Below are 13860 nucleotides of genomic sequence, written 5' to 3'. Positions count from 1 at the left end.
CAGCGGTTGGGGCAACGCGCGGTGCGCGGGTGAACCCTCCGCTCCCGGGCCAACCGGGTCGGTACGAGACTCTGATGTCCGGTACCGGACGGGTGAAACGTCGCGCTCCGGTGAGGTCGAAGGGAACGGCGGACGTAGCGTGCCGGGGGTGGACCCCGTGCATTTGCCTCGCAGGGCGCTGCTGGCCGGAATCGGTTTCGCCGCAGTGGCAGCCGCGACAGCCTGCACAACGAGTGGTGTCACATCCACGAAACCCGGCCCGAGTGCCGGGACATCCCATTCACGGCGGGCGCCAGGCTCCGGCGACGAGGCGGCGCTGCGGCGGAAGATCGCGGGCCTGCTGGTCGTCGGGTTCCGGGGTGAGCGGCTGAACGACAACGATTGGATCGTCAGAGCAGTCAGGGGCGGCCTTGGCGGTGTGATCCTCTTCGATCGTGACCTCGAGAAGAAGTCGGCTCGCAACATCCGTTCACCGGAGCAGGTGACAAGGCTGGTGACCACGCTGAGAGACGCGTCGCCCGGACGCCTCATCGTTTCGATCGACCAGGAGGGCGGCACGACCTCCCGGCTCAACTCGAGCAACGGATTCCCGGCCACCAGGTCGCAAGCGGAGGTCGGCGCGGAAAACGACCCGACCGCGACGCGGGACTGGGCACACGGGTTGGTCGCCAGCCTCACCCGGATCGGTGTCAACCTCAACTACGCGCCGGTCGTCGACTTGAACATCAACCCCGAGAGTCGGGCGATCGGCAAGCTCGACCGCAGCTTCTCCGCCGATCCCGACGTGGTGGTCGCCAGAGCCGCCGAGGAGATCCAGGCGCACCGGGCTGCGGGCGTGAAGACTTCGCTGAAGCACTTCCCCGGTTCCGGCAGCGCCGCCGGTAATACCGACTTCGAGGTAGTCGACGTCAGCGGCGGCTGGCAGGAGCGGGAGCTCGAACCCTTCCAGCGCCTAATCCAGGCCGGCCTCGCCGACTCGGTTATGGCCGCGCACGTCCTCAACGGGCAACTGGACCCGCGATATCCCGCGTCGCTGTCGCGGGCGACCGTGACGGATCTGCTCCGAGGCCGGCTGGGCTGGCAGGGGCCGGTGGTCAGCGACGACATGCAGGCGGTAGCGATCACCCGCCGTTACGGCGCCGCCGAAGCCGTCGCGTTGGCCTTGCAGGCCGGGCTGGACCTGCTCGTCTTCGCCAACCAGCAGGTGTACGACGCCAGGATCGTCGAGAAAACGATCGACAACGTGGTCGATCTCGTCCGCGTCGGCCGTCTCACCGAGGACCGGATCGATCAGTCGGTGGCCCGTGTCGACGCGCTCCGTCCGAAGTGATGACACCCGTGCTGGTGCGACGTCGCCCGTACCACTCCGAGGAGGTGCGCGCCCTACTATCGCGTGATAGTAGATAGGGAGTGGGCGCCTGTGCCGCATGGGATCTTCGGCCCGGCTGCCCTGCCAGGTTCGAGTGTGCCGGCTGGGGCGACGTCGGTGTCGAACTAGCGTCGGGCGCGATCAGACAGGAGTGGACATGTACGCAGGCGTCGCGGGGATGGCGCTGGTAGCTGCGCTCGTCGTCGCCGGGCTGTACCTGGCCCACCGGGCTTTCGCGATCGAGTCTTCACCGCTGGAGGGTCTGCCTTTTCAATCCGGCTGGCGCCCCGCTGAGCACGCCCTGTCCCGGTACCACGTGCGGTGGTACCCGGCGACGCTGCTGTTCCTCGCGTTCGACGTGGAGATGCTGTTCATGTATCCCTGGGCAGTGGTCGTCGCCGAGCTGGGGGCCACGGCCATCGTGGAGATGTTCGTCTTCCTGGGCGGGGTCTTCGTGGCAGTGCTCTGGGCGTGGCGGGAAGGTGCCCTCCGATGGGTGTGAGGACCGCGCTGGCCCGGGCCGCCAGCCGACACGTCCATGTGCTGACTGTGGAGGCGCCGGGACACTGGTCGACCCGCGCCGCCGTCGAGCGGAACATCCTTGCCCGGGGATGGCGACTGGCCCTGTCACCGGCCGACGCAGACGTCATGGCCGTCTGCGGTTCGCTCGGACCGGGCATGGCGCCGGTCGTGGCACACCTGTGGGATCAGCTGCCCGGGCCGCGGGCACGGGCTGACATCCACTCGGTGGACGCGGTGGCGCCTGCCCTCGACGACGCCGTCGCCCAACTGCTCGACACGGCACGGCAGCGGGCCGACAGCCGTGACCGGACCCGAAGTGCGGGACAAGTCGCCGATGCGCCCGAGCACCACGTGGCGGGACACGGCGTCCACGGTGGGGCGGAGCACGGCGGCGACGGCGGGATGCAGCATGACGCCCATGGCGGAATGCGGCACGGTGACGACGGCGGTCAGGGCGGTCACGGCGGAATGCAGCACGACGGCCACGGCCGGATGCGCCACGGTGGGCACAGCGAGATGGGCCACGGTGGGCACGGTGGCATGAACCATGGCGGCGGTGAGCACAGCGGCATGGACCACGGGCACATGGACATGGCCCCGGGTGGCGTCCCCCTCGCTCAGGGCGGTGAGGACCGGGACGGCCTGGAGTTGGACGTCCTGCACGTACGGCTGGGCCCGGTCCTGCCATATTGGCCGGCCGGCCTCGTGCTGCGCTGCACCCTTCAAGGCGACGTGATCGTCGACGTGGAGGCCGACCTGGTCGACGCTGGTGACAATCCAGCCAGGATCGACGTCACAGGTGAGCGGTCGCGCCGCTTCGCTGCCCGGCGATGCGACAACGCAAGAAGCCTGCTTGCTCTGGCCGGGTGGGAGAACGCTGCTTCCTGTGCCCGCCGCGTACGTGACGCGCTGCTCGCCGATAGCGGCGACCTGGCCGGCCCAGCGGCCGACCTCGACCGGCTCCGTCGCGACCTCCGGCGGTCGCGGGCGCTGCGCTGGTCGCTGCGCCGGCTCGGTCCGCTTACCGCCCAGGACCTGGCCCGTTGGCGCCTGCCTGAACATCTGCGGGGTGATGCCTGGGACCGGCTGCTCACCATGCTTGACCGCGCCGCTGCGGGCATTGCGGGGGAACAGATGCCCGAGCCGCCGAGCACCCCACCGGTGCAAGCGGTAGCCGACCTCTTACGGGGGTGGGACCTTGCGACCGCGCGGCTCATCGTCGCCAGTCTCGACCTCGACCCGTTGACGGCGGACCACGCGGCGAGCCATGTCTGAACCCGCCGTCACCGTGGTCCCCGCCGGATGGGCGCCGGTGGCCGCCGGACTGCTCGGCCTGTTGGCGGTCGCGGCCGCCGCGCTCGACGGCGTGCTGTCCGCCCGATCGGCCGGCGCCGTCCGGTCGGGCCTGGGCCGGCCGGTCGGGGAGGTGGCCCGGCTGATGCGGCAACGACGCCGGAGCACACTGGCGGCGGATTCGCTGCTGTGGCGAATCGGTGCGGCGGGCCTGCTGGTGATGGCGTTGCTGATCGTCACGGTGGTGCCACTGGGCGAGTGGACGCTGTTCAACCTGGACGTCGGGGTGGTCTGGTTCAATGCCATGGACGTGCTCGCCTGGGCCTTCGTCTGGCTGACCGGCTGGGGTGCCAACTCCGCCCACTCTCTGGTCGGCGGGTACCGGTTCCTCGCCCACGGCTTGGCCTACGAGCTGCCGCTGATGTTCGCGCTGGTGGCGCCCGCCGTGGCCGCGTCGAGCTTGAACGTCGGGGAAATAGCGGCCGCGCAGCAGGATCTGTGGTTTGCGGTGTGGATGCCGGTGGCGTTCGGTGTCTACTGCATGGGCGTGCTGGCGATCGCGGTCTGGGGACCGTTCTCCCCGGCCCTCGGCGCCGACGTGGCCGGCGGTGTCACCGCCGAGCTCGCCGGGGTCGACCGGTTGCTGTTCCAGGGCGGCCGGTACGCGCTGCTGGCCGCTGGGGCGGCGTTCGCGGTGCCGATGTTCCTCGGTGGTGGCGCCGGCCCCCTGCTGCCAGCATGGGCGTGGGTACTGGTCAAGACAGTCGTCCTGCTGGCCGTGTTTGTCTGGTTACGTCGCCGCGTGCCCGCCGTGCGACCGGACCTGTTCATGGAGGTCGGGTGGGTCGTGTTGCTGCCCGCCGTACTGGTGCAGGACCTGCTGGTCGCGGTCGTCGCCGCAGGGAGGAACTGATGGTCACCGCCGTCGCGTTCTGGGTGCTGGCCGTGGTGGCCGTGTTTACCGGTGCCGCGGTGTTCGTCGTCGACTCGATGGCCCGCGCCAGTTACGCACTCGCCGCGTCGTTCATCGCCGTCGGACTGCAGGTGCTGCTGCTGCAGCAGAACTATGTCGGGGTGGTGACCATCCTGATGATGGTCATGGAGATGGCCGTGATGGCCGTCTACATGGTGATGTTCATGGGCATGAACCCGGCGCTGATGCCGATGAGCATGGTCCACGACAAGCGCCACGCCTTGGCCGTGTCGATCGGCGTGTTCGTGCTGCTCGCCGCCGGTGTGCTGCTCGTTCCGTGGCCCACCCGGCGGGGTGAGCCCGCGCCTGATGTGACGATGGCGCTGGGGGAGGAGTTGATGGGCCCCAAAATGCTGGCTATGGCCGGCATCGGCGCCGTGATGGCGGTTACCATCGTCGCTGGCATCGTGCTCGCCGCGCATCGCACCCGGTACGACCGGTTCGGTGACGACCTGCGCCGTCGCCCGGCGGACGACCCGCAGCCGGGCGGTGTCGGGCGGTGACCCTACAGACTGTGCTGCTCGTGGCGGCGGCCCTGTTCAGCGTCGGCCTCTACGGCGCACTGTCCCAGCAGGTTGTGGTCATGGTGATGATGGGTCTGGAGCTGATGTTAAACGGGCTCATCCTGGCCGCCGCCGGATTCTGGTGGTTTCTCGCCCCCGACCCGTCCGGGCAGGTGCTGCTACTGATCATCATCGCCGCGATGACCGTGGAGATGGCGATGGGATTCGGCGTGGCCACCCTGCTACACCGGGTCCGCCGCGCCGACATGACCGACATGGCCGCGGACCTGTCCCGATGAGCCCGTACACGCAGGCGGCACTGTGGGCCCTGGTGATCCTCCCGGCCACGGTGGGTGCCCTGCTCGCCGTGTCCCGGCGCGGCGAGCGGGTCGCCGTGCCGGTCGCGCTCGGCACGGCCGGTGTGTCGGTGGCACTGTCGGTAGTGGTCGCGGTGGCGAGGCCGGCCGTCGCGGTCCCGTTCCTTGCCGGCACCGATTTCGCGCTGGCCGTGGACGGGCTTTCCGCTCTGGTCTTGCTGATGCTCACCGTTGTTACCCTGCTGGTGCTCGCCGCCGCCGCGGGGGAGATCCACCGGTCGCGGGCCAGGTTCCACGGCCTGATGCTCCTGTTTGCCGCCGCCGTCGCGCTCACCGTCACCGCGAATACCCTGCCTGTCCTACTCTTTGCCTGGGAAATCATGGGGGCGGCCTCGTACGCCTTGATCGGGTTTTGGTGGCGCGACGCCGAACGCGTGTCGGCCGGCCTCACCGCGTTCGTCACCACCCGCGCTGCCGACCTGGGCCTCTACGTGGCCGCCGGTGCGGCCCTCGCCGGCGGCGCCGGCCTGGGGCTGGCCGATCTGCCCGACGGCAGCCCGGGGTGGCGGCACATCGTCGCTGGCGGCATCCTCGTGGCCGCGCTCGGCAAGGCCGCCCAGCTGCCGTTCTCATTCTGGCTGTCCCGGGCGATGGCTGGCCCCAGCCCGGTCAGCGCGCTGCTTCACTCTGCGGCAATGGTCGCCATGGGCGGCTACCTGTTGCTGCGGGTACAGCCGCTGCTCGCCGCAACCGGCTGGGCGGGGCCGGTGACCATGTGGGTCGGGGCGGCGACCGCCCTGCTACTCGGCGCGGTGGCGCTCGCCCAACGCGACCTCAAACAACTGCTCGCCGCCTCCACCTCTGCCCAGCTCGGCTTCGTGGTCCTGGCGGCCGGGGCGGGCGCGGTCGCCGGCGGGGCAGCGCACCTGGTCGCCCATGCCGCCACCAAGGCCCTGCTGTTCCTCGCGGCGGGGGCGTGGCTGGCGGCGCTGGGCACCAAGCAGCTCGCCGGCCTGCGCGGGGTCGCCGGCCGATGGCGGTGTGTCGGCTGGTCGGCCGTCACCGGCCTGCTAGCCCTGGCCGGGATCGCGCCGCTGTCGCTATGGGCCACCAAGGACGCGGTGCTCACCAAAGCGCTCGAGGAGTCCCCGTGGCTCTACGCCGTCGGCCTGGCCGCGTCGGCTCTCTCCGCGGCCTACGCCGGGAAGGTGCTCGCCGTCATCTGGCGGCGGGTGCCCGCCGACCAGCGCGCCGAGGTCGACGCCCACCGCGACGAGGACGAACGCGGCGGCGGCCGCGTCGTAGCGCTCCAGCAGGTGCCGCTGACAGTGCTCGCGGTCGGCGCCGCGTACGCCGGTCTACTGGCGCTCCCGCCAGCCGGCACGCTGGTCGCCCGGGCGGTCGGCCAGCCAGGGGAGGTCCATGTCTCCGCAGTGGAACTAACGGTCTCCGCAGCGCTCGCCTTGGTGGTCGTGATCGTCGTCGCCCGCCTTCCGGTCCCTCAACCGCATTGGGCGAGCAGGTGGCTCGGGCTGGAGACGGCGGCGCGGGTGCTGGTGGCCCGGCCGACGATGCGCTGCGCCGAGGCGCTGGCCCGCTTCGACGACCGGGTCCTAGACCGGGCAGTGACCGGCCTGGCCCGGGCGACATGGCGGCTGTCCCGCCGGGCCGGGCGGTTCGACGACCGTGTCCTCGACCGTGGTGTCGACCTCGCCTCCGCCGTGACGCTGCGGACCGCTCGTCGGGTCGGGCGGGCCGACGACCGGTGGCTCGACGGCGCGGTCGAGGCGCTTGCCGCCGGGATGCGCCGGCTGGGGCAGTTGGCGCGCCGACCGCAGACCGGCCAGCTGCACCAGTACTACCTGCAAGCTGTCGTGGTGCTGGTCGTCGGCGTCGTCGTCCTCGTGGTGTGGGGGTAGCCCGTGCTCAGCGTGATCGTCTTTCTGCCCCTGCTCGCCGCCGTGGCGCTGGTCGCCGTGCCGCGCCTGCCTGCCACCGCCGCGCGTTGGGTGTGGGTTGCGGTGGCCGCCGTCGACCTCGCGCTCGTCGCCGCCCTCTGGGCACGTTACGACTCCCCGCCGCCGGGGGAACTGGCCTTTGCCGAGCGAGCGGCGTGGATACCTGGGGTGAACAGCAGCTACCACGTCGGAGTGGATGGCTTCTCGCTGCCCCTGGTGGCGATGACTGCGGTGATCTTCCTGGCCTGCGCGGTGTACGCGCTGCGGGAACACCACCAACCCCGAGGCCAGGGCGCGCTCTTCCTGTTCCTGCAGAGCGTCAGCCTCGGCCTGTTCGTCGCCGCCGACCTGATCCTGTTCTTCGTCTTCTTCGACCTGTCCATCGTCGGCATGTACTTCGTCATCGCCGGCTGGGGCCACGGCGACAAGGGCCGCTCGGCTTTAAAGTTCTTCCTCTACACCTTCCTCGGCTCGCTCGCGCTGCTCGTCGGCTTCATCGGCCTTTACGTCGCCGCCGACCCGCACACCTTCGACATACCCGAGCTCGCCGCCGCTGCGCCCTTATCCGGCCGGCCGCTCGCCGGTGGGCTGGTGCTCGCGGCGATCCTCGTCGGACTGGCAGTGAAGACCCCGACCGTGCCGTTCCACACCTGGTTGCCGCCCGCGCACACCGACGCCCCCGCCGTCGGCTCGGCCGTGCTGGCCGGGGTGCTGCTGAAGATGGGCACGTACGGCTTCGTCCGCATCGCCATGCCGATGCTGCCGCAAGCGTGGCGTGCCTGGGCGTGGGTGATCATCGTGGTTGGTGTCGTTTCGGTGATCTACGGCGCGCTGGTGGCGATGGGCCAGTCGAACCTCAAGCGGATGATCGCCTACACCTCGGTCAACCACATGGGCTACATCGTCCTCGCCGTCGGCGTCGCCGGCCTGGTCGCCGCCGACACCGCGCAACCTCGCACGGTCGCGGTCACCGGCGCGGTCACCCAGATGGTCAGCCACGGCCTGATCACCGCCGCGCTTTTCCTACTCGCCGGTGTGCTGCGAGACCGCGCCGGCAGCTACGACATGCAGGAGTACGGCGGCCTCGCCGCCCCCGCGCCTGCCTTTGCCGCCCTATTCGCCGTCGGTGCCTTCGCCTCTCTCGGCCTGCCGGCCTTCTCCGGGTTCATCGCCGAGTTCCAGATCTTCACTGGAAGTGTCGCCGCCGCCCCGGCCACCGCCGTTGCGCTGCTCGGGATTCTGATCACAGCGGCGCTGTTCCTACGCGCGCTGCAACGTGTCTTCACCGGCGAAACCCGCGCCAGGTCGATCGGCTTTGCCGACCTGACCGCGCGCGAACTCTGGTCGGTCGGGCCGCTGCTGCTGCTCTCCCTGCTGATCGGCGTCCTGCCCCGCCCGCTGCTCGACATCGTCGAACCCGCCTCACGGGCCGTCGTCGACCTGCTCGGGCGATGATCCGTGGAAACCGAGATGATGCGGCCGGCGCTGCTGCTGCCCGAAATGCTCCTGGCCGGCGGCGCGCTCACCGCCCTGATCGGCGGCTCCTTCGTCCCCCGCCACCGGCAGGGGATCATCCGCACTCTCACCGCCCTCGTGCTCGTCGGCACCATCGTGGCGGCGGCGGTCCAGTTGGGTGCCCCGGCCACCACCGCCTTCGACGATGCGTACGCCGTCGACACCGCCACCGGCATCGCCCGCCTCCTCGCCGCCGCCGGCACCCTGTTCATCCTCGCGATCGCCACCGACGAGGTCGCCGGCACCGCGCGGGAGAGCGAGATATACGCCCTGCTGCTCTTCGCCACCGCCGGCGCGGTGCTGCTCGCCGGCGCCAACGACCTGCTCGTCCTCGCCGCAGGCTTCCTGCTCGCCAGCATCCCGCTCTATGCGCTGATCGGCCTCGCGTTCACCGCCGACGCTGCCGAGGCGGCCATGAAGACGTACCTGATGGGGGCACTGTTCGGCATCCTGCTCCTGCTCGGCGTGACCGTCCTGTCCGGACTGACCGGCAGCACCGCGTACGCGGAGCTGACCGACCGTCTGCCCGACGCCCCGCGCGCGGCGGTCACCGTCGCCGCGCTGGCCCTGCTCGCGGGGCTGATGTTCAAGGCCGGCGGGGTGCCCGCTCACTTCTGGGTGCCCGACGCCGCACAGGGGGCCAGCGCCACGGCGGCGACCTTCCTGACCACCGTGCCCAAGATCGGCGCTCTGATCGCCGCGTTCCGGCTCGCCGGGGTCTTTCCCCCGGCCTTCTCCTGGCCGGTCCTGGTAGCGGTCCTCGCCGTGGCCAGCATGACGCTGGGCAACCTCGCCGCGTACTGGCAGTCCGACCCGAGGCGGCTGCTCGGCTGGTCCACCGTGAGTCAGGTCGGCTTCATGCTCGTGCCGGTCGTCGCCGCCGGCCGCAGCGACCTCGCGCTGCCGTCTCTGCTGGTCTACCTGGCCGGCTACACGGTCACCAACATCGCCGCATTCGCGGTCACCGCCGCCCTACCCGGGCATCGCGACCTCGTCGATTACCGAGGACTAGCGGGGCGACACCCCTGGCTTGCCGCTGCGCTGCTGGTGGCGCTGCTCGGCTTGGTCGGCACGCCACCAACCGCCGTGTTCGTCGGCAAGCTCACCACTGCGGCCGCCGCCTGGGACGCCGGCCACGCCTGGCTCGCCATCATCGTATTCGTCAATACCGTAATCAGCCTCTTCTACTACCTGCGCTGGATCGCCCCGGCATATGGACGTCCCGGATCGGCGGATCCGGCCTCCGGCCCGCAGCCGGAGACCGACGCCATGACGGTCCGGCCGTGGTCGACGAGGCTGGCCGTCGCGGCAGCCACGGTAAGTGTGGCGATGGGCGTTGCAGCTGGCTCTGTCTGGGCTGTTGCCTCCGCGCCGTAGGTCATCGTCACCGGGCGACGGCGGCCCGCTCTCCCGCCGCTCCCTACATCGAGGTGGCGATGAGGTAGCTGGACTCGATTGAGCGCGTGCGTTGACCGTGACGATGAAGCTGTGTCCTGACATCAAGAAGGCGGCGGTATCGGCCCCAGGATCAGAGGGAACGCGGGTTCGAACATCCCGGCCGCGATCGGCAGCGCCAGCATGTTATAGCCGATCACCCAGCCCAGGTCCTGGTGCGTAGTTCCGCGGACGATTCGAGGGCGGTTGGCACTTCTGTCGGGTCCGAGCGCACCACGCCGACGGTCTCCAGAGCAACATGGGCGCCCGCGCCGATGGCGATGCGCAGATCGGCCTTGCAAGGGCGGGCCGTCGTTGACGCCATCGCCCACCACGGCCACGCGGCAGCCGCTGGCCTGCAACTCCGTGATCTCGGCAACTTGTCCCCGCGAAGCACCTCGGCGATGACGGAATCGACGCCGAGATCACTGCGATGGCCGCGCCCTGGATTTCTCCCGTCAAAAACCAAGACCTCAACCCCAAGCCCCTGCAGCGTCGCCTTCAAGCGAGTCTCGCGAACCGCGTCCGCGACACCGATAGGTGCGGCCGGCTTCCCGTCGATTGCCGACCGGCTCGGCGGTCCCTGCTCCTGCGGCCAACTCGTCGCGATGGCAGCCCGCGAAGGAAAGCCCGTAGAAAGCCCAGGTGCCGCCCCGCACCAGCAGAGGATCCAGCTTGTCAAAAGTCGCGCCGTTGATCGTCCAGCGGTACGGCATCATGGCGCCGCCCAACGCGACGCGATGCACCCGATCGGGCCGACGATCGTCGAGCGCGACGGCATCCGACGCCCGCAATGCGCCGGTAATCAGCACCCGCCGGTCCAGCTCGGCGGGCCGCACGGCGACTGAGGGAGTGCCGCCCGTGCCCGTACGAACCAGGGCCAACCCCTGCCCGGTCTTGCCCTCGGCGACCGCGACAATCGGGCACGAGTTGCGCACCCCCGTGGCCACCATCGAGGCGTACGTGAACGCGGCGGAAGACGGCATCGCGGTTGAGGGTGAGAGCACGTGGCGCGTCCTGCGCACCCAGACCACCCGGCTGCGGCGCCTCGCCGAGGACCTCGCCGCCGTGTCCCGCGCGGAGGAGCACCACCTCGACCTGCGTCCGCAGCGGGTGCCGGCGGCCGAGATGTCAGGACCGCCGTCGCCGCCGCGCGCCCCCGTTTCGCCGCCAAGGGGGTGGCGCTGCGGACGCTCATCGAGCCGGACGTAGGCGACGTTGACGCGGACACCGAGCGGATGGGGCAGGTGCTGGGGAACCTGCTGGACAACGCTCTCCGCCACACCCCGTCCGGTGGCCGGGTGAACGTCACGGCCGCGCGTGGCCCGGCTGGTGTGCACCTGTCCGTGGTCGACACCGGGGAAGGTATCGATGCCGCCCATCTGCCACATGTGTTCGAGCGGTTCTACCGCTCGAACCCGTCTCGGGACCGCAACCACGGAGGGTCCGGGATTGGTCTGGCCGTCGTCCGCGCGACCGTCGCGCAGCATGGGGAGCGGTCAAGGCAATGAGTGGGGGTGAAGGCGCGGGTGCTGCTTTCACGATCACCCTGCCGCCGGCGAACACCCGTCCGGTTGGGTGAGAGCCATGGCGCAACCCAGGGCGGCCTCCACCTGTGCCGGGCAGCCGCTCGCCGGATCAGCGCAACGCGTCCAGGTCGGTGTCATTCCAAGTGTCCGATTCACCGCGCGGGTCGCGGTTCGGACTGGATCTGGCGTGCGGAACCGTCGCTGTCCGGCGTCGACTGGCGCTCAATCGGCCACTTCCGCTCCCCGGACTCGGCGACTGCGTGGAGCTCAGGCGTGGGCATTGCTCTCCGGCCGCCGCCGTCGAGCGCCCCACCTAATCCGGTGAGAGGGGACATTATGACTGACATCGCCTGCGGCCCTGGCCTCTGTCGGTGGTCTTGGTGCGCAGGTCCACCGCCTGTTTGGCAGGCGTGTCACAGCCGGTACGCCAGGTGCGCCATCATGCCGGCTTGGCCGTGGTAGACGTTGTGGCAGTGGGCCATCCACAGACCCGGGTTGGTAGCGTCGAAGTCGACGGTTACCGTCCGGTCCGGGGTGACGATGACGGTGTCCTTGCGGGCGCCGCTGCCGGTCACGGCGAAGGTATGCCCGTGTAGGTGCATGGGGTGGAACATGGTCGTGTCGTTGACGAATTCGAGCCGCACCCGCTCACCGTGCTCTACCAGGAGCGGGTCGGCGTGATCGAAGGTCACGCCGTTGATCGTCCACCGGTAGGGCGCCATCGACCCACCCAGCACCAGCCGGTGCACCCGGTCCGGTCGCTGCCCGGTCAGCGCTACGTTCTCGCCAGCGCTCAGCGTGTGGGTGAGCAGGACGTGCCGGTCCAGTTCCGCCGGTCGGGCGGCGGCCGGGGGTGGGTCGCCCGCACAGGTGCGAACGAGGGCGAGAGCCTGCCCGGACTTCCCCTCGGCTGCGGCGACCAGTGGGAACACCCCGTCAATGAGCTCCACGTTGACGTCGAGCCGCTCACCCATGCCGAGTATGACGGCGTCGGTCGTCGTGGGGGCGACCGGGAAGCCGTCGGTGTGAGTGACCGTCATCCGATGCCCGCCCAGCGCCACCCGGAACGCCGTGTCGGAGCCGGCGTTGACCAGCCGGATCCGCACTCGCTGCCCTGACGAGGCCCGGAAGCTGACCGGTGCGGTGGGCACACGGCCGTTGATTAGGTAATGCGGGTACGCGACGTCCCCGGCGCCGCCGAGCAGGGGCGAGGTCATCATCTCCATCCCCGCCATGTCCCCGTGGCCGCTCATGTCCCCGGGACCAGTGACGTCCATGGCGCCGTGGCCCATGCTCGGCACGTCACCCGTGCTGCCGTGATCCCTTCCCGGGGTGCTGTCGTGGCCGGACATCGCGGTCAGGGCGGCGAGTACGTCCTCCGGGGTGCGGCCGGTGCCGTCGACCCAGTCGTCGATGACCACGATCCACTCGCGGTCATAGTCGCCGGGGTCGTGCGGGTCATCAATGACGAGGACCCCGTACAGCGCCCGGTCGAGTTGCAACCCCGAGTGCGGGTGGTAGAAGTAGGTGCCAGGGTCGGGGGCGATGAACTCATAGCGGTGCCTGCCTCCGCTAAGGATCGGCGCCTGGGTGAGGCCCGGGACGCCGTCCATGTCATTGCGCAGTGCCACGCCGTGCCAGTGAACGCTGGTGTCGGCGGGCAGGTCATTGACCACGTCGACGCGAATCAGGTCACCGGCGCGAGCCCTGATCAGCGGCCCGGGTAGGTCGTCTGCGTAGCCCCAGGTCCTTACCTGTGGCCCGCCGAGGTCGATGGTGACCGGCCGGGGATTCAGTATCGCGGTCACCGTACCCCCGTCACGATGGCGACGGGCCCCCTCGACGCGGGACACCAGGTCGGCGTGAGGGCTAGTCGGCCGAGGATCGAGAGCGCCGCCGGTGACAGCGGTTCCTGCAAGCCCCATCGTGCCTGCCAATCCAGCCAGCAACCGACGGCGGGTGATGGCCGGTGTCATGGCTACTCCTCAGTCGTGACGACGCCGCATTTTCGGCGCGCGGCGGGCGATGTCATGAACGAGTCTTGCTGCGACGGAGCGCGGCAGCGGGGGGTTCACGGAGGATTGCCCTGTTTGGGTGGTTGCCTGGTGATTGCCGGCTGGCCCAACCACTGCAGGATGCCGGCGGCGCTTCCCGTGGGCGGGAGGTATGGATGCGGGCCCGTGCGCCGCCTCGACCGCACCTATGGCCTCGACCGCCAGTAGGCGGGGTCCACATCCTGAAGCCCGTTACCCCCCGCCGGGTTCCCAGTGCTGGGGATTGCAAGCGGCGGGCTGGGGTTCGTGGGCAGGCTTCGCGCTGTCCTTGTTGTCCGTTGGATCCGGGAGCTCCGGGCCTCTTGTCCTTGCGGGGCGCGAACACGGCTGCGGCATGCCGGCCTCTCAACCTGAGCCCCGATACGGCTCTGGGGTAGGGGTACCAATCGATGC

10 protein-coding genes and 2 pseudogenes are annotated in these 13860 nt (G+C 70.2%); 10 read left to right on the top strand and 2 right to left on the bottom strand.

The genetic code is table 11. The features are described from left to right. Positions 1-148 precede the first annotated feature (148 nt). The 9 genes from CLT72_RS11045 (at position 149) to CLT72_RS11005 (ending at position 9827) form a co-directional block, all read left to right on the top strand. Positions 149-1330 carry a glycoside hydrolase family 3 protein gene (locus CLT72_RS11045; RefSeq protein WP_486484240.1) on the top strand — a complete coding sequence of 394 codons (1182 nt, stop codon included), beginning with the start codon at positions 149-151 and terminating at the stop codon, positions 1328-1330. Between the two features lie 217 nt (positions 1331-1547). Next, positions 1548-1871: an NADH-quinone oxidoreductase subunit A gene (locus tag CLT72_RS11040; protein WP_199184738.1), complete on the top strand. Its 324-nt coding sequence runs from the start codon at positions 1548-1550 to the stop codon at positions 1869-1871. Further along, positions 1862-3166, top strand: coding sequence for a hypothetical protein (locus tag CLT72_RS11035; RefSeq protein ID WP_101411366.1), 1305 nt, complete (start codon positions 1862-1864; stop codon positions 3164-3166). The genes CLT72_RS11040 and CLT72_RS11035 overlap by 10 nt, the downstream gene beginning before the upstream one ends. Then, positions 3159-4097 carry a complex I subunit 1 family protein gene (locus CLT72_RS11030; protein WP_101411364.1) on the top strand — a complete coding sequence of 313 codons (939 nt, stop codon included), beginning with the start codon at positions 3159-3161 and terminating at the stop codon, positions 4095-4097. Before CLT72_RS11035 ends, CLT72_RS11030 begins: the two co-directional genes overlap by 8 nt. Then, positions 4097-4660, top strand: a complete 564-nt coding sequence (locus CLT72_RS11025) for an NADH-quinone oxidoreductase subunit J (protein WP_101411362.1) — start codon at positions 4097-4099, stop codon at positions 4658-4660. The genes CLT72_RS11030 and CLT72_RS11025 overlap by 1 nt, the downstream gene beginning before the upstream one ends. Beyond that, positions 4657-4959, top strand: a complete 303-nt coding sequence (locus CLT72_RS11020) for an NADH-quinone oxidoreductase subunit K (RefSeq protein WP_101411360.1) — start codon at positions 4657-4659, stop codon at positions 4957-4959. The genes CLT72_RS11025 and CLT72_RS11020 overlap by 4 nt, the downstream gene beginning before the upstream one ends. After that, the gene (locus CLT72_RS11015) at positions 4956-6896 is read left to right on the top strand and encodes a proton-conducting transporter transmembrane domain-containing protein (protein ID WP_101411358.1); all 1941 of its coding nucleotides are present in this window, start codon (positions 4956-4958) and stop codon (positions 6894-6896) included. Before CLT72_RS11020 ends, CLT72_RS11015 begins: the two co-directional genes overlap by 4 nt. 3 nt (positions 6897-6899) lie before the next feature. Beyond that, positions 6900-8390: an NADH-quinone oxidoreductase subunit M gene (locus tag CLT72_RS11010; protein WP_101411356.1), complete on the top strand. Its 1491-nt coding sequence runs from the start codon at positions 6900-6902 to the stop codon at positions 8388-8390. A gap of 3 nt (positions 8391-8393) precedes the next feature. Then, positions 8394-9827 (top strand): proton-conducting transporter transmembrane domain-containing protein, encoded by a 1434-nt coding sequence (locus tag CLT72_RS11005; protein WP_199184550.1) that lies wholly within the window; start codon positions 8394-8396, stop codon positions 9825-9827. Positions 9828-10531: 704 nt separating this feature from the next. Here the strand turns inward: CLT72_RS11005 and CLT72_RS32740 are convergent. Continuing rightward, positions 10532-10837: pseudogene (locus CLT72_RS32740) on the bottom strand (multicopper oxidase family protein); the annotation flags it as partial. On the opposite strand from CLT72_RS32740, the pseudogene CLT72_RS11000 reads away from it, so the two are divergent. After that, positions 10797-11466 (top strand): annotated as a pseudogene (locus CLT72_RS11000) (sensor histidine kinase); the annotation flags it as partial. The pseudogenes CLT72_RS32740 and CLT72_RS11000 overlap by 41 nt on opposite strands. Before the next feature lie 360 nt (positions 11467-11826). Here the strand turns inward: CLT72_RS11000 and CLT72_RS10995 are convergent. Beyond that, a complete protein-coding gene (locus tag CLT72_RS10995) occupies positions 11827-13389 on the bottom strand; it encodes a multicopper oxidase family protein (RefSeq protein WP_101411352.1) in 1563 nt (520 codons plus the stop codon). Positions 13390-13860: the final 471 nt, after the last annotated feature.

This window comes from Micromonospora sp. CNZ309, assembly GCF_002846525.1.
Note: the sequence above shows the minus strand (reverse complement) of the source record. Positions and strands in the feature narration are given on the sequence as shown.